Source organism: Schleiferilactobacillus harbinensis DSM 16991, assembly GCF_000425885.1.
Taxonomy (GTDB): Bacteria; Bacillota; Bacilli; order Lactobacillales; family Lactobacillaceae; genus Schleiferilactobacillus; species Schleiferilactobacillus harbinensis.
This window is the reverse complement of sequence record NZ_AUEH01000027.1, coordinates 1-18,519: the sequence shown is the minus strand read 5'-3', so window position 1 is coordinate 18,519 and position 18,519 is coordinate 1. Positions and strand designations below refer to the sequence as shown.

At 50.1% G+C, this 18,519-nt stretch carries 21 protein-coding genes; all 21 read left to right on the top strand.

Annotation, left to right across the window (positions count from 1 at the left end; all coding sequences use genetic code 11):
* The first annotated feature begins 2 nt into the window (after nt 1-2).
* Nucleotides 3-638, top strand: a complete 636-nt coding sequence (locus tag H627_RS0109150; protein WP_027828717.1) for a major tail protein — start codon at nt 3-5, stop codon at nt 636-638.
* A gap of 111 nt (nt 639-749) precedes the next feature.
* Complete coding sequence (gene gpG / locus H627_RS0109145; protein ID WP_027828716.1) at nt 750-1,064, top strand: phage tail assembly chaperone G; 315 nt, start codon at nt 750-752, stop codon at nt 1,062-1,064.
* Between the two features lie 56 nt (nt 1,065-1,120).
* Nucleotides 1,121-1,258 (top strand): hypothetical protein, encoded by a 138-nt coding sequence (locus H627_RS20085; protein WP_155827909.1) that lies wholly within the window; start codon nt 1,121-1,123, stop codon nt 1,256-1,258.
* 14 nt (nt 1,259-1,272) lie between these two features.
* Nucleotides 1,273-5,928 (top strand): phage tail tape measure protein, encoded by a 4,656-nt coding sequence (locus H627_RS17710; protein ID WP_051225319.1) that lies wholly within the window; start codon nt 1,273-1,275, stop codon nt 5,926-5,928.
* Complete coding sequence (locus H627_RS0109130) at nt 5,929-6,681, top strand: hypothetical protein (protein WP_027828715.1); 753 nt, start codon at nt 5,929-5,931, stop codon at nt 6,679-6,681. It begins immediately after the preceding gene.
* Entirely contained in the window at nt 6,663-9,599 is a 2,937-nt protein-coding gene (locus H627_RS0109125; RefSeq protein ID WP_027828714.1) for a phage tail spike protein, read from the top strand. The genes H627_RS0109130 and H627_RS0109125 overlap by 19 nt, the downstream gene beginning before the upstream one ends.
* A gap of 4 nt (nt 9,600-9,603) precedes the next feature.
* Nucleotides 9,604-9,837, top strand: coding sequence for a hypothetical protein (locus H627_RS0109120; protein ID WP_027828713.1), 234 nt, complete (start codon nt 9,604-9,606; stop codon nt 9,835-9,837).
* Complete coding sequence (locus H627_RS20810) at nt 9,761-11,299, top strand: BppU family phage baseplate upper protein (RefSeq protein WP_152319505.1); 1,539 nt, start codon at nt 9,761-9,763, stop codon at nt 11,297-11,299. Before H627_RS0109120 ends, H627_RS20810 begins: the two co-directional genes overlap by 77 nt.
* The gene (locus tag H627_RS0109110) at nt 11,296-11,739 is read left to right on the top strand and encodes a hypothetical protein (RefSeq protein ID WP_027828712.1); all 444 of its coding nucleotides are present in this window, start codon (nt 11,296-11,298) and stop codon (nt 11,737-11,739) included. The genes H627_RS20810 and H627_RS0109110 overlap by 4 nt, the downstream gene beginning before the upstream one ends.
* Nucleotides 11,740-11,838: 99 nt before the next feature.
* Complete coding sequence (locus tag H627_RS0109105; protein WP_027828711.1) at nt 11,839-12,288, top strand: hypothetical protein; 450 nt, start codon at nt 11,839-11,841, stop codon at nt 12,286-12,288.
* A gap of 11 nt (nt 12,289-12,299) precedes the next feature.
* Complete coding sequence (locus H627_RS19700; RefSeq protein WP_081674826.1) at nt 12,300-12,437, top strand: XkdX family protein; 138 nt, start codon at nt 12,300-12,302, stop codon at nt 12,435-12,437.
* A gap of 32 nt (nt 12,438-12,469) precedes the next feature.
* Complete coding sequence (locus tag H627_RS17695; protein ID WP_051225317.1) at nt 12,470-12,877, top strand: hypothetical protein; 408 nt, start codon at nt 12,470-12,472, stop codon at nt 12,875-12,877.
* 179 nt (nt 12,878-13,056) lie between these two features.
* A complete protein-coding gene (locus H627_RS20500; protein ID WP_193323094.1) occupies nt 13,057-13,503 on the top strand; it encodes a hypothetical protein in 447 nt (148 codons plus the stop codon).
* Nucleotides 13,484-14,464 (top strand): N-acetylmuramoyl-L-alanine amidase, encoded by a 981-nt coding sequence (locus tag H627_RS19265; protein WP_051225316.1) that lies wholly within the window; start codon nt 13,484-13,486, stop codon nt 14,462-14,464. Before H627_RS20500 ends, H627_RS19265 begins: the two co-directional genes overlap by 20 nt.
* A 581-nt stretch (nt 14,465-15,045) precedes the next feature.
* Entirely contained in the window at nt 15,046-15,291 is a 246-nt protein-coding gene (locus tag H627_RS17680; protein WP_051225315.1) for a hypothetical protein, read from the top strand.
* 195 nt (nt 15,292-15,486) lie between these two features.
* Complete coding sequence (locus tag H627_RS0109065; RefSeq protein ID WP_027828709.1) at nt 15,487-15,714, top strand: hypothetical protein; 228 nt, start codon at nt 15,487-15,489, stop codon at nt 15,712-15,714.
* 76 nt (nt 15,715-15,790) lie between these two features.
* Nucleotides 15,791-16,072 (top strand): DUF2187 domain-containing protein, encoded by a 282-nt coding sequence (locus tag H627_RS0109060; RefSeq protein ID WP_027828708.1) that lies wholly within the window; start codon nt 15,791-15,793, stop codon nt 16,070-16,072.
* A gap of 122 nt (nt 16,073-16,194) precedes the next feature.
* The gene (locus H627_RS0109055; protein ID WP_027828707.1) at nt 16,195-17,145 is read left to right on the top strand and encodes an AEC family transporter; all 951 of its coding nucleotides are present in this window, start codon (nt 16,195-16,197) and stop codon (nt 17,143-17,145) included.
* A 25-nt stretch (nt 17,146-17,170) separates the two neighbouring features.
* Nucleotides 17,171-17,842, top strand: coding sequence for a 2,3-bisphosphoglycerate-dependent phosphoglycerate mutase (locus tag H627_RS0109050; protein ID WP_027828706.1), 672 nt, complete (start codon nt 17,171-17,173; stop codon nt 17,840-17,842).
* Nucleotides 17,843-17,957: 115 nt separating this feature from the next.
* Nucleotides 17,958-18,143: a hypothetical protein gene (locus H627_RS0109045; protein ID WP_027828705.1), complete on the top strand. Its 186-nt coding sequence runs from the start codon at nt 17,958-17,960 to the stop codon at nt 18,141-18,143.
* A gap of 107 nt (nt 18,144-18,250) precedes the next feature.
* A partial coding sequence (locus H627_RS20495) for a helix-turn-helix domain-containing protein (protein ID WP_027828704.1) occupies nt 18,251-18,519 on the top strand: 269 nt, incomplete at its 3' end.

Below are 18,519 nucleotides of genomic sequence, written 5' to 3'. Positions count from 1 at the left end.
TAATGACTTTAGTAGGATTTAAGCGCGCGACGATTCAGCCTTTTACGGCTGATGGTTTGCCGGACGGCAAGCCGGTAGTAATTGAAGGTAAAGCCAACGCTGGGGCAACGGTATCTGCGGAAGTAAGCGGCCTGTCTAAGGATGCAACCAAGGTAGCCGGTTCAGATATTGAATATTACATTTCTCAGCAGGGTGTAGGCAACGTATCAGTTGCCTTTGGACTGTTGGATATTCCGCATCTTGATGAGGCTCGTATTTTGGGCCAAAAGACGGTTGGTGAGGACGGCAAGGAAATTGTATATGTCGGCAGCGACACCAGTGCACCGTATTGCGGTGTATTACTGGAAGCTAAAGACTTGCAAGGCGATGTGGTCCAACTTGGTTTCTTCCGGGGTAAGTTCGCTAAGGACAAAGAAGAAGCTAAAACTCTGGACCCGAGCGAAACATTCAAGCCGGACGCCGACAGCTTTACATTTTCTGCGGCTGCTTCCACAGATGATGGGGATCAGAACGGCGAGTATGTAGCTAAGTACATTGGTTCTGATGCTGATACCATTAAGAAGATTCGCGGTCAAGTGTTAAAGGAAGCAACGACACCAGCACCGGCACCAGCAGTGACACCAACACCGTCAAAATAATGGCCCCGTCTGGCGTAACCAATGCGCCGAAAGCGGTAGCTTAACAAAGATGAATAGTCGCCAACGAAATAAACAGTGCGGGCAACCGGGCGGCTGAATGGAGGACAAATAGTGAAACCTTTGAAGATTACTTTGCGGGACAAGAATGGTGAGACACAGACGTACACGCAGAACTTCGTACCGTTACAGAAAACACTTGATGCGGCTGATTTGAACGACCGGGCCAGTGACTACAACACCGAAGTGGAATGGATCACAGCCAAGTTAGAATATGTGGCCAGTTTATTCGACGCAAAAGAAGTCACAGCCAAAGCCATTCTGCAGGGCGTTGATGCACGCGAAGGATTGACAGTAGTTGACAGCTTAATTAACGAAGTTATGGGTCTCACAGACCCAAACTCCGAAACGCCGAAGGCGGAGGAATAACCTACGGCGAATACAAGAAAAGCATCTACAAGCTGGTAAATACAGTAGTCACCGGGTTGCCGGGGTACTCCATTAATGATGTGCTCCAAACGGACTACGACACATTGATCGGCGTGCTGGATGCCAGTACAGCGAAGAAACCTAACGGCAAGACAGAACCGATTCCGTTGGCTGACTTCGTTAAGTCTTTATAGGAAGGAGGGCGATTATGGCAGATGAACCTTTAGGCCGCATGATAATTGAGCTGGGCCTGGATGATAGCGAGTTCGGTAAAGGACTCCAAGGCGCCCAGCGAAAAGCCAAGTACGCTATGGCCGAAATGAAGTCTAACATGAGTTTCATGAGCGCGTGGGGAAACCAGACGCAGGTATTGCAAACAAAGATGACTGGGCTTTCTCGGGCAATTGAAGCTCAGGCTGGAGTAGTTAAGAAGCAACGAGAGCAATTTGAAAACTCGCGCACAAAACTCGGTGAAGCAACAGGGGCTACAGGGAAGTATGCTACCCAATTGCAGAACGCCACGGCTAAGCTGAACTCTTTGCAAGGTCAGCTGCGCAAAACGGCTGGTGAATTGGCTGTTGTACAGACAAAAACACAAGGTATCACTGGTGTTATGAATAAAGTCGGCACAGCAGCTACGGCTGTGGGCGCAAAGCTCAGCAGCATTGGAAAAGCAGCCACTACTGGCCTCACAATTCCGATTGCAGCTGGTCTGGGCTATGCGGCCAAGTCTGCAATTGACTTTAATAGTCAAATCGCCGCTTTAGGACCACTTTTAACTAACGGTGAAAAGGTTACCGGACGGTTTAAGACTCAATTAAACCAGTTAGGCGATTCAAGTTTGAAGTGGTCGAAACAATATGGCCTATCTACTACAGAAATCAACGACGCGATGAGCGAGTTGGTCAAGCGTGGGTATAATGCCAGCCAAGTGATCGGCGCAATGCCATCTATTCTGAACGCAACTAAGGCATCCGGCGAGGGTATGGGTACAGTCATGCAGGCCACGGCGTCCATCGTCGAACAGTTTGGGCTGACAAGCAAGACTACAGCCGGTGCCATGAAGAATACGCAGCTGGTCGCTGACTCACTGACCTATGCAGCAAATGCCACAGCGGCCGGATTCGGTGACTTGTCAGAAGCGATGTCCTTCGTTGGACCAGTCGCTCACTCTCTGGGCCTGTCGGTTCAGGAGACAGCGGCGGCAATTGGTGCGCTGAGTCAGCAAGGTATTGAAGGCCAGAAGGCTGGTACCGGACTGCGGGGTATTTTAACCAGTCTGATTAAGCCTACCAAATCTCAGGATGAAGCATTCCGCAGTATGGGAATTGGCGCCAAGCGGTTACAAGAAGACTCACACAATCTTCCACAGCTGATTGATGACATCCAGAAGGGTACGGCACATGCTAGTAAGGCAGAGCGTGGGCGCGCATTAGCATTAGCGTTCGGGAAACAGCAGCAATCAGCGGCGAACGCATTAGTAGAGTATGGTTCTACGAAGCTGCGCGAACTAACGAAAGCTACTAACGAATCTGGCGGTGCAACCAAGCGGGTCGCGGATCAGTTGAACGATACGCAAGCCAACAAAATTAAACGATTCCAGTCATCTCTCCAAGCGCTGGCAATTTCGTTTGGTCAAAAGTTGTTGCCAACGTTGATGCCGATCACTGAAAACTTGACGGACTTAATCAATAAGTTCAGTGAACTGGATAGTGGGACGCAGCAAGTAATTCTCAAAACTGCATTGGCAGTAGCAGCTTTTGGGCCACTAAATTCCGTTTTAGGCGGTATGTCTAAAGTATTCGGTGGTGCCAATACTGGTTTCGTGAAGATGGCAAGTTCAATCGCCAAGTTTGTGGCAACACACCGCCAACTCAGCGATGTAACCGAAGCACTGGGTGGGTTGGGCAGCAAAGCTACATCCACAGAGCGCGCTTTTAAGCCGCTTGGCGATACAGTCGGGAAGACGGTTGGCAAGTTCACTGTTTCCGGATCGGCAGCCAGTGCAGCCGGTGACAAGCTCGGAGAAGCAGCTAATGTTGCTACAAAGGCTGGCGGAAGTTTCACGCTGTTCGGTAAGGCACTAACGGTGAGCGCTGGTGAGGCTGGTGTTTTAGGAACAGCATTGACTCCACTTGGCGCTGGCATAGGTATTGCTACACTTGCTATCGGAGCGGGTATTACCGCATGGGAGTTGTGGGGGAAACAGGCTTATCAAAGCTCTGTTGAGACTGATAGTTGGGGGACAAGTGTCGGCCGGACGGCTGATTCGTCCTTGCGAAAGTTCCAGAATTTCAACACAGAGGCTTCTCAGGCATTAGCAGGTTTCTCCACTTCGGCAAAGGCAAGTGCAAAAGAGGCATCCGACGCATTTGCCAGTATGTATCGGACCATTCACCAGTCCTCTAAAGATACAAATTCACAGTTGCAGAAATCTCTGAATGAGCTGCCCTCTTCTGTTCGCCAGTATCTTCAAGGTGGTATTAACGAACAAAAAAAGGCAAATAATCAAGCTGTTGCGGAAGCCAGCCAAGTTGCAAAGAATGTTAATTCAATTCGAGTTAAGGCAAGTAAGGAAAACCGCGACTTAACGGCTGACGAATCACAGTACATCTTGAACGGCCAAAAACGGATGAACGATCTGGAAGTGGCAACGCTAAATGTTTCTGCTGCTAAAAAGAAAACCATCTTACGGACGTTAAATGGCGACATCAAGGGGTTGAACAAGGATCAGTTATTTGATTCTTTCAACTCCCTCTCACAAGGGTTGGAAAAAGAGAATCAGAAATACGCTCAACAGAAGTCGATCATTGAGGATTTGTACAACAACGGCAAAATTTCAGCAGACAAGTACGCCTCAGCAATGCGACTGTTGGATGACAATCACTCTCAGATGACTGACCAAATGGTCGCCAACCTGTACAAACTGATGAAAGCCACCGGCGACAATAGCGGCCAGATTGAACGATCATTCAAAGCAATGGGCGTTTCAATGGGGCAAGTCAAAGATGCACTGCGCAATACGGCCAAGACTGGCAGCACATCACTAAACAATATTGCCGACACAGCGTCCAAGATGTCATCTACTGCAAAGAAAGCCGGTGAAACTTGGAATTCGATTGTACTGGACCCGAAGACTGGTGAAGTTAAAACCAATTTGCAGAAAGTGCTCAATGACACCGCGAAAACTGATGCTGGGTGGAAAAAGCTAAGGTTTGCGGCCAAGAATGCAAAAATCTCCAGCAACGTACGGGCTGAAATCGGCATTGCGGCAATCGAAAATGGACGATGGGAACACTTATCCTGGTCAGATAAATATGCCATGATCCGCAACAACGCGGATGCTACGATGGTTCAGGTCTTGGAAACTAATGGCAAGTGGAACACACTGACTTTCAAGCAGAAGGAAGCCATTATTTCTGCAAAGGGCGGCAAAGAACTGTCTGATGCGGTATTCCAAGCGGGAATTTGGAACAGCCTGAATCTTAAAGACATCGAAGCTATGGTGACCACCAAGGGTGTTAGTTCGTTCATTGATGCCCTGGATAAAATGAAGATTTGGCAAGGTCTGACGCCTAAGGAACAGTTGGCAATTGTTCAAACAAAAGGTACTGCTGGTTTGGCAGACTTGATTCTGAAATATGGGGGTTGGCAACGGCTTCCGGACACAGAAAAGAAAGTCTTAATGAATGACTCCCAGTTTATGGCGGAATTACAGAGAGCTGCTGAATCAGGCAATAGTTTTGCTGCAAAAGAGTTACTGAAAATAATCGGCGCCGACAATACTGGATTCAACCAAGGCATGTCCAACGCAAATGCAGCAGCTAATTCGTTTGGCAAAACACCGGCAAAGAAACCAATTGATGCCGACACGAAGCCGCTGGACACGAAGTTCAAGAATTTACTCAGTCCTAATTACTTCGGGAGCAAATCAGCAACAGTACCTGTGGATGCCAACACCGCCAACGCAGATTCGAAGATTAAGCAGACTAAAGCAAATGCAGGCGGTAAGGTTACCCTCAAGGTTGATCCAAAGAATTCGATTGAAACTATTAGCAGTGTTGCCAGTGCAATCAAGAAAGTTCCAAACCGGAAACCGGATATTAACGTCAATGGGCATGATTCCAAATCTAAAGCAGAGGGTATTCACAGGGCTATCAAGGGGATTCCAAACAGGAATCCAGATGTTAATCTGAACGGCCACGGGTCCCGAGAAAAAGCGGCCGGAATTCGAGACACTATCAGACAGATTCCCGTTCGGAAGGATTCAGACATTTACATTACGACTCACAAAACAACGATCACTGAGACCAGGCACAAACGGGCCGGCGGTGACGATAACTTTGTCGGTGGCGATGCGATTGTCAATGATCAGAAGGGTTCAACCTTCCGAGAACTGATTCACTTACCGAATGGACGAGCGTTTATTCCACGCGGGCGGAACGTTCTGTTGAGGAACTTGCCAAAAGCAACCAAAATTGTTCCGGCACCTACAACAGCGAAGATGTTTCAAGGCTTGCCGCAGTTTGCTAACGGCTTAAACATCCCAGCGAACGCCACACCGGTTCGAATTGTACGAGACCTAACGGATCGTATTGCGGACTCGGGAACAAACGGATTGTCTATTGCTCAAAGCATCGTGGCAGGGAATACGGACAATAATAACGGCAAGTTGATTGACGAAATGGTGAAGGCTAATTCGATGCTGCAATACATCATCACATTACTCACACCAATGTCGTCCGGGTCGGACGCACCGGCGCCAATCAACACAAACCAAGTTTTGCGGGCACTGGCTTCAGCATTGGGCCCGTATTCACATTACATCAGTGCAAACAGCAAACGGACAGGAGGGTTGATTTAGTTGGGACTTTACGATGATGCAGCAGGTGTGACTTACATGGGCACGTCGTCCAAGTCGCTGGGATTGAACATTCTGTATGGCACCAATGACTGGCTAGGGGCTAACTACGCATCTAGCATTACGCAGATTCCTGGCAGGTCTGTAGCTGAAATTGTGCCGAGCAATCGGTACGACAATGTGTCGCAGGTGTTTGAGTTCACACGACTCACATCCACACCATTTATGGAAGTGGCGGCGTTGTCTCGGGCGGTGAGCCACTGGCTGTTCTCCACTGACCCGAATCAGTACCAGAAATTGTTGTATGATGGATCGCCAAACTTCTATTATATGGCAGCGCCAACGACGGTTTCGTCGTTCAAGATTTCGGACCGCACGTCAATCTCGTTTTCGGTAACATTTTCCTGTCAGCCGTTTGCTTACGAGATGGGCGGTGACGAATATCAGTCAGTCACCAGCGGAGACAATCTGATTAACGACCGACCGTGGAAGGCATATCCACTCTGGCACGTATCGGGCGCCGGAAATGGCAGCTTCGTGTTGAACGGCACGATGTTCAATTTTATCGGTGTGAATGGTGACCTGTATGTTGATTCAGACACGGAAGCCGTTTACGACGGGCAGGGAAATTATCAGCCGGGAATGGTGCAGTTCACGAACTACGATTTTCCGGTGCTTTCACCCGGTGATAATAAATTGACTGATATTAGTGCATTGAATTTGGAGGTGATGCCAAGATGGCGGACACTGCTTTAGCAAATCCGCTGGTGTATGAGCATAGTACGGATGACATAACCAGCATGGGCCAGGGACACGTTCCTGGCGTTCTGAGCTGTGTGGTGCAGTCGAAATATGACAACGCGGCACAGCTGACAATGATCGCCACGTATTCCCAACGGGCGATGGACCTGTTGCAAAAGGACCGGATTCTACTGGTTGATGCCGGTGATGGCTGGAAGCGGCAGATGTTTCGAATCTTCTCAGTCGTAGCGGACTGGGCAGACAAGGACCGACAGATCACTGTTGAAGCAGCGCATGTCGGCGGGGACCTGTTCGGCAATGTGCTGGTTAATGATCTGTCACTGGCAAACGCCAGCCCGGATCAACTGTTTTCGGCATTTTTAGATAATCTAGCTGAGCCAGTAACGATTGATTTTACCAGCTCAATTACTGATGTAGCTGTGGTGAGCTGGGACGCAACCAAAGTTGATAATGCTCAGAACCTGTTGTTCGGGCGAGATGACAAGAATCCAAGTTTCACATCGTTGTATCGGGCTGAATGGTGGTTCGACAATTACAATTGGCGGCTGGATCGAAATGTTGGCCGGGACACTGGAATTGTCATTAAGTATGGGCAGCACTTGAAGAGTTTGCAGAACTCGGACTCAATCGAGAACGTCTACACGGCGGTTCGGCCAATTAGTAAATACACGCTGGGCAAGACTGGCATGGGGAATACCGATAACTACAAGGACATCAGCGGGGCAGCGTTGATTCAATACGCCGGGACTGGTGGCTTGCCGGTCTATGACACTCCATTTAAGGAACAGACTGCGACCGGTAAACTGTTGACTAATGGGACGCGGTTTAAGATTTTCAAGTATTGTGATACTGGCACAATCAACGATCACACTTGGTACAACCTTGGTGGTGCCCAGTGGGTTGATGGCGGGTATCTCAGTTTTGAAAAAGGCCAGTCCAGTCAGTTTCCATCCACGGTTGGGAATAAAGCTACCGGAAAAGGCACTATTGCCTATGGCATCGGTGACAAATCGGGTGTGGTTACAACATACACGGGTGTAATTACAGTTAATTACATTGGCCCTGGTAAAGTTGCAATTTGGGACAGCCCGTGGGCCGGTAATCATACTACCGGTAAGTTTATGGCAAACGGGAGTGCATACAACGTGTATGCCAAGGCCACCGACAACAAAGGACGCACCTGGTATAAACTGGGCGGCAATCAATGGGTCAATTCACAGTATGTTTCGCTGGATAAGCAGAAAGATTATGCTTACGAGAAAGTGCGAGGTATTGGGACTGCCAAGGTGAGCAAGGGTAAAATTGCTCTCTGGAATCGGCCAAATTTCAACGGTTCAATCGTGCGGATGATTGCTTCCGGCACTCGCTGGCAAGTATACGGTCAAGCATCCGGCGGCGGATCATCCAAGTGGTACGACTTGGGCGGCAACCAATGGATTGACGGGCAGTATATGTCATTCGACGCTGCCAAAGACGTTGAACCAAAACCGGTAACTGGTGGTAATGATACCAGTAGTAAAGACACAACACCGGGCAAGGTGTGGAGCTATAACTCACCAGGCAGTTGGAATGCCCAGGTTAAGCAATACACCAGCGGCCAGCATGTCACGATTTACGGTCAAGGATCGGCGAGTGGCGAAACCTGGTATAACATCGGCACGAACGAGTGGATTCAGGCGGATTATCTGACGTTTAACAACGATACAGATGTCAGCCCAAGCGGGTCTGCGGACGATATGAATGCTGCTGCGGCAGAGGTAACGGTGACGTTACCGGAAAAGTATATTGCCGTACCGATGCCAGATGGTCGGCAGTACGAGCATCAGCGGATCGTCAATTTTGACGCGAGCCAGTACGACATTACAACCGTGGAAGATTTACGATCCATTACGCAGGCGTATATCAGTGATAACAACATCGGCCAGCCTAAAGTAAGTCTGACAATCGGGTTTATTGACTTGCAGGAACGGTACAAGAATCTGTCTCAGGTTCGGCTGTATGACACAGTTACGGTATTTCTGCCGGAAATTGGATTGAGCATCAAGGCAGAAGTAACTGATGTTATTTATGACACGCTGCTCCAAGCTAACACGCAGGTGACCATTGGCAATCGGCCACTGACCGCTACGGATGACTTGGCGGAATGGGCGAAAAAAGCAGAGGACAAGGCGGCCAGCACCGCCCAGAAAACGGCTGACAAGGTAAACGATCTGGACCTAACCTGGAAGCAGGACATTGATTCCACTACGAAGAACATGCAAGACCAATTCGATGCGTTTGGCAGGCGAAGTTCTGAACAGCAAACCCAGTGGCAGAACGCATTTACACAGGAGTGGACCAATGACATTAATTCCTACAAGGCGGTCATCAGCCAGCAGGTTCAGGATGCCAATCGGTTAAGCTCAATCGTAAAGTACACTAATAACCAGGTTCAGTTCTACAACGGAAATGGGACTAAGGTCGGTGAAATTGGTGCCGGTGGGCTGATCTATTACGACACTAATGGAAATGCAACCAGTATTGTCAGCTCTGATGGAAAAATCATTGCTAATCAGTTGGTGGCAAACGTCACGATCGACACGCCAACCATTAAGAGTGCCATGATCGACGGCGGCACTATCAAGGCGGTTAATACAATCACTGCCATTAATCCATATACCGGCATGAATACGACCATTTCCGGCGACTGGGGACTATCCACTAACGGAGGGATTCACGCATACACGCCGTGTAATTTCGAAAGCAAAGTTGATATTGGCGGTGATCTGTTCATGGGCGGCAATATCACACTCAGAGGTGGAAGAAATCTGTATCTTGGCTATGGATCATATCTCAGAGTAGATGCTTCCACGGGGTCACTGTGGTATCACGGCGGGCCAGGATGGTCTCGCGACTATAAAATTGGAGGATAAGTAAATGGAAGATAACAGCAACAGCTTCACGGCCCAGGAACTTGGTAATACCATCGCCGCGATGGCAATTAAGATTGGCCGGCTCACACAGTTCAATCAGGAGTTGAGCGAGGCTAATAAAATGCTGAAGAAGCAGCTGGAAAAGAAGGAGGATCAGACAAGTGACGTTACCCAAACTGACACTCACGATGAACAAGCAGAACCCGAACAGCCAGCGGATTTACCTACGCCAGAGTGAACGGGGACTGACGTTAGTTGCTCAGCTGAAAGATGTAAATAGCCAGCCTTATGATTTGACTGGCTTGGCGGTTCAATTCAAGGATCGCAAGGACGGCGGGAAGTCAGTTGTTGACTCGGCAGTGGAGGTTTCCGACGAGAAGACAGGCGGCATCTCATACAAGCTCCATAGTCAAGCGTATGCTGCAAACGGGTATGGCTGGTTTGAGGTGTTGGCCAGCGATGGAACGCTGGTAGACAGTACCCAGAGTTTCCGTATTATCACGGTCAACGACATTGGTGCCACGATTGACAATAATGATTATGTGAGCGGACTGAACGGACTGCAAGACAAGCTGCAAGGAATCGTCAATAGTGCTCAGCAAACACTAGATAATGCAGTTTCTGGTGCCAACACAGCTGCTAGTAATGCAACTCAAACAGCACAAGCAGTGCAAGCATTGGTTAATGATATTCCTAATGATCCAAAGTATCGTGGCCCGGTTGGTCCAATAGGTACTACAGGCGCTACAGGTCCGGTTGGTCCGGTTGGTCCTACTGGTGCTACTGGTCCAATAGGCCCTGCTGGTCCTGCTGGCAAAGATGGCAAAGATGGCACAGGAATACAGCTCAAGGGCACAGCTGATTCTGTCGATAAGCTGCCGGCCACTGGTAACACAGCCGGAGACACCTATCTAGTGCAAGGACACCTGTACATCTGGAAAAACGACGCCTGGAATGATGGTGGTGAGCTGCAGGGGCCAAAGGGAGATGATGGCCGATCAGCCTATCAAGTCTGGCTTGACGCCGGCCACACAGGCACGGAAGAAGATTATTTGACATCGCTCAAGGGCGCCACTGGCGCACCTGGTGCAAAAGGCGATACTGGAGATACCGGTCCCGCTGGTCCTGCCGGAGAATCTGCTTACCAAGTATGGTTGGACGCCGGCCACACGGGTACACAGGACGACTTTTTAGCGACACTTAAAGGCGCCGATGGCAAGGATGGGACGACACCAGATTTAACGCCATATCTCAAGGCCGCCAACGATGCCCAGCTCTGGTCTGGCGACCTCGACACGCTTCAAACCTCTGGCCGGTATTGGCTGATGAACGGCATCACTCATGCGCCAATCACCGACCGCTGGTGGCTGGTGATCGTCATCGCCAACACGTCCAGCACAAGCAAACGAGTGGAGCAGATTGCGATTGATGACCGGTACGGCATTGCGTATTACCGGATGCTGGCAAATGACGGCTGGAATGCTTGGCAGCAGCTGGCAACGACAACAGATTTAACGCCATATCTCAAGACTGCTGACGCCGATGCTAAATATTTGACCAAAGATCAGATTAACACACTGATTACCACAGCAGTGTCTGATTTTGGACAAAAAATTGTTTGGTCGGGTACGCAATCCCAGTACGATGCCCTGACACCGGCTCAGCGGTCCCAGTATTTGATATTGGGGGTTAAGAAATGACTGAATTAAAAAGCTTAGCTCAAATTATGATACCCGACGGCCAAAGACTGGCGAAATTGTACGACAATCAGGGCAACCTAATTTGGCGGGCCGAGCCAGAGGTACTTTGGACTGGTTCTGAGCAACTCAATAGAAAAACTGACATTAAGCTGTCAGAAACGTTTGGCGAATTGCCAAACGGCATTGTGTTATATGGCACACCAAGGATCATGGGTACTGATCCCCAATTATTGACGCCGGATGGCGGAGTACAGATATCCCAGGAAATGTTACTGGGTAATGAAGGCGTGGCTATCTATTTTGACTCCATGAATGCAAAAACGATTAGCTGGTCTGCAGGCAGTCTCAGCTCAAATGTATGGCCCAGCGTGATTAGTTCCACCGTGCTTGGTAACGGGTCAGGAAGTGCGTACACCCTTCTTAAGATTGTCGAGGGGTGAATAATAACAAGGAGGTAACAAAATGGCAGTCAACCAGGGATGATAGCTATGTCACCAAACTTCAAATGGCAAACCAATAGTAGAAAGGATTGATTTATTTTGGCAGATTCGACAGAAACAAGCACAACTACGAGCGTATCGGCACAGGCTGGCACGGAAGCGAGCACAGCCACCTCTCCAGAAAAGATGAAGACCATATATCGGACATACTCCGTGCCTCAAGCAGACGGACAATATTTTACGGCCCTGATTGCGCCCGGTGATTATTCCCCGGACTACCCGTATATTGACACGCCGATCCCAGATGAACTGCAGGGTAAAGTAGCCAAATGGGATTGGCAGCTGAGCAAATGGGTGGATAGTATGGATGATCCTGTAGCCGCCGAGATTAATGGGATAAAATCCCAGAACGCTGCGCTTATCGCTGCTTTGGCCACGACGACTGAGAATTTGCAAGCTACTAAGAAATCGGCTGACACAGCTAACGCTGCGGTTGCAACACTGATTGCCCAGATGGCTGATGACAAAGCCACTGGCGCAACTAAATAGGAGGGATAATAATGAGTAAATTTATCATTGGGTATTATCAGCAAGGCTACTATAGCAAGGAAAAGATGGAACAGTTTGTTAGAATTGGCTGGCTCACCGCTGACCAGTACAAGCAAGCAACGGGCAGCGAATTACCAGCGAATAAATAATGACGGTTAGTCTATAGAGGGAGGTGAGGAGTTTGCTTAAACGCATTAAAGCCAACCCCATGCACTTCTGGATTGGCCTGGGCATGATCGGCATTGGTGTGTGGTTGTCACTCAACGACAACTATTTTACCTGGCCGCCTGGTCTGCGAGATTTCGCCAACGAAGACGCAGTAGATATGTTGTTTGTCGTGGCCGGTGCCAGCATGGCGTTGTGGACGTTGGATGACTATCGAACACCGACGTGGGATCACATCCAATTGGTGGCAGCAGCGATGCTGATGTCGGCTTTAACTATGTACCAGTTCTGCCACTGGTTCGTAACCGGTGCACCCATGCCGTGGATTTCAAACGGAGTGATTACTGCGTACGTGGTGATCCTCGCAAAGAGGAGTGATAGTGGTCATGCAATGGCTGGACCAGATACGCAAATTAATAAATGATTTGACGCCATTTCTGACCGCACTATCGCCGATTCTGGTCGGCTACTGGACGTATAAGGGGACACAGAAGCCTTCGGAGAGGGAAAAACGGGAAGAAGCCAATAAAGAAACAAACTATTGGCGGAATAATCTCAAGAAAAGATACTATTTGCGGAAGAAGAACAAGGAGGAGCACAAAGATGGACCTTATTAAAGAATTGAATCTTGGAACGGCGGCGGAGCTGGCAATCAGTGCCGCCATTATTTTGGTCTTGGTAAATGCATTGAAGCAAACCAAGCTGGACAACAAGTGGTTGCCGTGGGTAGCGATGGGCTTGGGCGTCGTATCCGGAATTGTATCTGTGGCAGTGACCAAGGATAGCAACTGGGCACCGGCAGCAGTCCAAGGATTTCTGCTGGGTGCTGCCACCTCTGGGCTGTTCGACGGTGTTAAAGGACTATCGCCCACGGCCTTCGGGACGACCGAGAGTGTGGCCAGCCCTGCGAGTCTCAACGAGGCCCAGACGCTGCCGGCTGCTCCCATGACCACAGTGCCGGAGGAGAAGCATGAAGACCAACGGGACGCGGGTGCTCAGCTCAAGACTGGGCCGAAGGAGGACACCAAGGATGGCACTGTCAATCAATAAAGGGTATTCCCTGGGCGCCAACCAGGGGGATGCACGGGTGGCACTACCGTGGTATGTGATCATGCATGAATCCGGCAACCCCAAGGACGTATACGACCAGAACGCAATCCTCAACGAGGTTAAGTGGATGCGCAGCAACTGGAGCAGCGCATACTCGACGTACTTTGTTGGTGGAGGCGGGCAAATCTATCAGATCGGCGAACCTGGCTACGTCTCCTGGGCGGCCTTGTCAGCCAACCCTTATGCCCCTGTGCAAATCGAACTGGCTCGCACAGCGGACCGTGAGACGTTCCGGTCAGATTACCAGGCGTATATTGCTCTGGCCCGCCAGTCGGCACAAACCTACGGTATCCCGCTCACTATCGATGAGGGCAGTGCAGGCAATCGAGGGGTCAAGACACACGCATGGGTGACGGCCAATTATGGCGGTGATCACGTGGACCCGTATGCCTACCTGGCATCTTGGGGAATTAGCAAGGCCCAGCTGGCGACTGATCTGGCGGGCGGCGTGTCCAACAGCTCCCCTGCAGCAGACAATCCCAATGTTGTGACGGTCAAATATGTTCCAGACTACGGTGTGGCTGCTCTTGGCGACAACGGTAAGCAGGTACCTGGCAGTAATCTGGTACTCAAGCACGGGACGGCCTGGCGGTCCAATGGCATCAGCATTATCGGCAATCAGGCGTGCTACAACATCGGTCGGGGTTGGTGGCTGCCACAGCAGTACACGGACCAGGCCGGTCTGATCACGATCAATTATGTTCCGGGTTACGGTGTGGCTGCCGTCAACTCCAGCGGCAAGCAGATCGCTGGATCCAATACCAAGTTCAAGAGTGGCAGCCGCTGGCTTTCGGCTACAGTGGTCAAGATTCGCGGCCAGGTCTGCTACAAAGTCGGCACGAGTGAGTACATCCCAGCACAGTACACCCGAGGCAGTGGTCAGGCACCGTTGTCCGAGTAGTCGCTGATGACGCATACACGCAAGCCCCAGCCTAAGCCTAACCAAGCAGGTATCCAGCACTTGCCAAAAGGAAGTCGTTGGAAAGTGGTTGATGTGTCTAAAGACGGCAAGTTCGTAAATATTGGCGGTTGGATTGCAGCTGACAAAGTGAATATGGAAGTGTAATAAAGTGGCCCTCGGAGGAATTTTCCTTCGGGGGCCATTTTTTAGTTTCTGTGCGCAGATTGTGCGCATTGCAATATTGGATGCAGTGATAGCGGGCTTTAAATGGTAGGTTGTATGTCCTCAGGGCACATTGAGATCAGGCCACCCGCGTTGGGTGGTCTTTTTTGTTGGCCAACGGACCAGAGTGTTTTCTGCAAATTATCTGGCAGGCTGCACGATGTGACAGAAAATGGCCGTTATTTGGATTCTTTGAAAATGAAAACCAGTGTGTGATCATGGCTTTGATTGACTGATATTTCAATATTCTGCGGTTTCTTTTGTAATTATGTTATAGAAACAATAAGATATCACGTTGACGATTGATTTCCCACTATGGCAAGATATGGTTATCAAAACAAACCATAGGAGGAACTCCAATGAAAAAGATCAAAATCGGCGATAATATCCACTGCCTGGCGACCGGCAACATGGAATGGCCTTTCACTGCGAAGGTGCTGAAACGGTACGAAAACAGCTATCTGGTGGCGACTATTGCCTTTGATCCCCGGGACCGCTGGAACGTTCAGGAATTGGTGGGCAAAACAGTGATTGCCAAGAAGGCCCGCAAGCGGTTAGAATATGATGCGGGCGCGCCTAAACAATATCTGGCGACAGGGTATTGAACTACCCTGGAAAACATGATATAACATTGTCTTGTTGTCATTGTTAATGAAATCATAAAGCAGGTACCTAAGCATTGGGTGACTGCGGCTATTCGTACATAGGTCGAGAGATCGGCTAAGTGCTCTGGCTCGCCAGAGCGATGTTTCTTACAATTTTACTCGGGTGCCCTGCACCCATTAAGGGGGATCATCGTGATGTTGTTTGCTGGTCGCGTCCAAGATTACCAGGTAACGGGTTTGTTCCGTGATGGTGAGGGGCGTTCTGTCTGCGAAGAGCGGATTTGTCACAACATGTCCAAGAAGGAAGCCAAGATGGATATGCAGATGTACATTCTGCGAGCTTATTCGAATTCAATCGACCTGGATCGGCCGATCAAAATTAATTGCTCACCAGTGACGAAAAGTCGCGTCGCGGAGTACTAAGCAAGTTTCCCGCTACCGCCAATCCGTTGCGCGGTGTTAGAATATAAATGCAGCGAAAAGGGGGTTGTTTAGCGAGATGGCCACAGTCGATGAAGTAGCCGTAGGCGATAAAGTGACTGTTCGAAAGAGTGCTGACGTACCAATGAGTTTCAAAGGGACCGTCATGAAGGTGTACACCAACTCAGCATTGGTGAGCATCGACTCTTATCAGGAAACGGATCAAAATATCGTTAGTGATTTGAAGGATAAGACGATTATCAACTTCAAGCACATTCGGGTCACCAAAGTGGCGGCTAAAGCCGCCAAGAAGCCAGCGGCAAAAGAGTCCGATGCCGCAGCAAAGAAGAACAGCAAGTAAGTTGAAAACATTTCTGATCCGCTGATCAGAAATGAGGCCTTGACCTAGCGGCAGCGCCGCGGGTCAAGGCTTTTCTATTTTCCGAAAACGCGCTACACTAATTGTCATGGGGTGAAAAACACATGACAGTTTTTTTGCATAGTTTATCCGGTGTGATCGTTATTTTGGCCATGATCGTTCTGGCTTGGGCCTTGACTCGCAAGGGCTGGTTTAATGATGATTATGCCAAAGTAACTGCTCGGCTGGTCACGCAGGTGGCGCTGCCGGCGTATATGATCGTGACGATTTCCGGTCAATTTCATAAGCAGGAATTGCTGAATCTGCTCCCGGATTTGCGTTTCCCACTCGTTTCCATGTTTATTTTGTTTGGCTTAAGCTTTCCGCTGGCCCACGTCTTTCGCGTGCAACCCCAGCACCATGGGCTGTGGCGGTCAATGTTTTTCAACTCCAACACGGTATTCATTGGGTTGCCGATCAATATGGCGTTATTCGGCAGCCGCTCGCTGCCAGAGGTGCTGGTGTACTACATGGCCAACACGTTTCTCTTCTGGACACTGGGCGTGTACTTGATCAAACGGGACGGCCGGGGCGGTGATGCCCACTTCTCCTTATGGGGCGCGCTGAAGAAGCTTTTCTCCCCGCCACTCTTAGGGTTCATTATCGGGGTCATTCTGGTGCTGCTGGAGTGGCATTTACCCCAATGGCTGATGAGCGACTTGAATTATGTTGGCGGGTTGACGATTCCATTGTCCATGTTCTTTATTGGCATGGCGTTGGGCCACTTCCACTTGTCCCAATTCCGCTTTACGTGGGATATGGTGGGCATCTTGGCCGGCCGCTTCATCTTTGCGCCGTCGCTGATGTTTGCGCTCTTGTGGCCAGTGAATGCACCGCTGCTGCTGAAGCAGGTGTTCGTTTTGCAATCGGCGATGCCGGTGATGACTAATGCCCCGGTGGTCGCGAAGCTCTATGGCGCAGATTCTGATTATGCTGCACTGATGGTGACGATGAGCACGCTGCTCAGTATGATCGTCATTCCGGTCTTAATGGTAATTGTTCAGCTGATGCACTGATTCCGAAATGGAGAGGAAGAAAACAATGGTCAAGTTAGTCCTGCTGCGCCACGGTCAAAGTGTGGCCAATCAACAGAATACGTATACGGGGTGGACCGATGTCCCTTTGACTGCTAAGGGGCGGCGTCAAGCCGCCGAAGCAGGGAACCAATTGGCGGCACTGCATATTCCGTACACGGACGTGCACACTTCCATCCTGCAACGGGCCATTGTGACGGCTGATATTGTTATGGAAAAGATCGACCAGCTCTGGCTGCCCCTGCACAAGTCCTGGCGGCTCAATGAGCGCCATTATGGGGCTCTCCGAGGGATGAACAAGGATTACTCCCGGGAGCTGTTCGGCAAGGCCCAGGTGGCCAAATGGCGGCGGGGATACACGGATATTCCGCCGTTATTGGCCAAGACCGAGAGCGACCGCCGTTATGCCCAGCTGCCAGCGAGTATCTTGACTCGCGGCGAGTCATTGGCGATGGCCTGGCAGCGAGTGGCGCCTTACTATGAAGACCAAGTCGTACCGCACTTGCGCCGGGGAGAAAACCAGCTCATCGTCGCCCATGGCAGCACGCTGCGGGCACTGATCAAGTATTTGGATCATATTAGTGACGCTGACGTCGACAAGGTTGAAGTGGGTAATGGCGTGCCAATCGTCTATACGCTGGATGATCAGCTGCATGTCGTGACGAAAAAAATGCTTTGAAGTACTGTCAGACTGGATCACGTCCAGTCTTTTTTTGATGCTGGGCCGGCAACCGCTTTCAAGCATCCCTATTAATTGGTATACTGAAGCCATCAGAACGGAGGAGATAGCCGTGATGTATTATGCCGATATGCTGTATTTCGTTGCCTTATTCGGTGGGCTGGTCGTGGGTGCGTTGGTCATTCTGGCCGTCGTGCTGCTGCTGGTCTGGGTCTACCGTATTCTGGCTACCCTGAAGGATATTCGGCGTTTGCTGGCCGCGTCCCAGACCGATCAGCTCGCTGAACACCGCCAGGAATAGGGGAGTATACGCAAAAAAACACGTGCAGTAAGCTGGTTGGGTACACTCCCTTCAGGGTGGACAGACCAAATAATCAAAGGTCTGTTCTCCCAGAAGGGAGTTTTTTTATGCGGCGGAAGGGAATCCGTTACTCTTTGGAAGACAAGATTGAGTTCGTTAATCGAGTACTGTCTGGCCAGTCACTCATGGATGTTCAGCGATCCGGAGGGCCGCGCAAGGAAGCATTGAGTCAATGGGTACAGAAGTATAAACAATGGGGAGCAGCCGGACTCGTCCCTAAGGAACGAGCACCGCGACGCCAACAGCGTAAGCGCACGACGTATTCCAGCGAGCTCAAGTTTCAGATTGTTCAGGAATACCTAGCGGGTGGGACGTC

Bases quoted from the DNA above. Each gene is read 5' to 3' on its own strand.
- H627_RS0109125 (WP_027828714.1), top strand. From the start codon at position 6,663: ATGGCGGACACTGCTTTAGCAAATCCGCTGGTGTATGAGCATAGTACG.
- H627_RS0109045 (WP_027828705.1), top strand. From the start codon at position 17,958: ATGTATTATGCCGATATGCTGTATTTCGTTGCCTTATTCGGTGGGCTG.
- H627_RS0109120 (WP_027828713.1), top strand. From the start codon at position 9,604: ATGGAAGATAACAGCAACAGCTTCACGGCCCAGGAACTTGGTAATACC.
- H627_RS0109055 (WP_027828707.1), top strand. From the start codon at position 16,195: ATGACAGTTTTTTTGCATAGTTTATCCGGTGTGATCGTTATTTTGGCC.
- H627_RS0109110 (WP_027828712.1), top strand. From the start codon at position 11,296: ATGACTGAATTAAAAAGCTTAGCTCAAATTATGATACCCGACGGCCAA.
- H627_RS19700 (WP_081674826.1), top strand. From the start codon at position 12,300: ATGAGTAAATTTATCATTGGGTATTATCAGCAAGGCTACTATAGCAAG.
- H627_RS20500 (WP_193323094.1), top strand. From the start codon at position 13,057: ATGGACCTTATTAAAGAATTGAATCTTGGAACGGCGGCGGAGCTGGCA.
- H627_RS17710 (WP_051225319.1), top strand. From the start codon at position 1,273: ATGGCAGATGAACCTTTAGGCCGCATGATAATTGAGCTGGGCCTGGAT.
- H627_RS0109150 (WP_027828717.1), top strand. From the start codon at position 3: ATGACTTTAGTAGGATTTAAGCGCGCGACGATTCAGCCTTTTACGGCT.
- H627_RS17680 (WP_051225315.1), top strand. From the start codon at position 15,046: ATGAAAAAGATCAAAATCGGCGATAATATCCACTGCCTGGCGACCGGC.
- H627_RS0109050 (WP_027828706.1), top strand. From the start codon at position 17,171: ATGGTCAAGTTAGTCCTGCTGCGCCACGGTCAAAGTGTGGCCAATCAA.
- H627_RS0109060 (WP_027828708.1), top strand. From the start codon at position 15,791: ATGGCCACAGTCGATGAAGTAGCCGTAGGCGATAAAGTGACTGTTCGA.
- H627_RS19265 (WP_051225316.1), top strand. From the start codon at position 13,484: ATGGCACTGTCAATCAATAAAGGGTATTCCCTGGGCGCCAACCAGGGG.
- H627_RS0109065 (WP_027828709.1), top strand. From the start codon at position 15,487: ATGTTGTTTGCTGGTCGCGTCCAAGATTACCAGGTAACGGGTTTGTTC.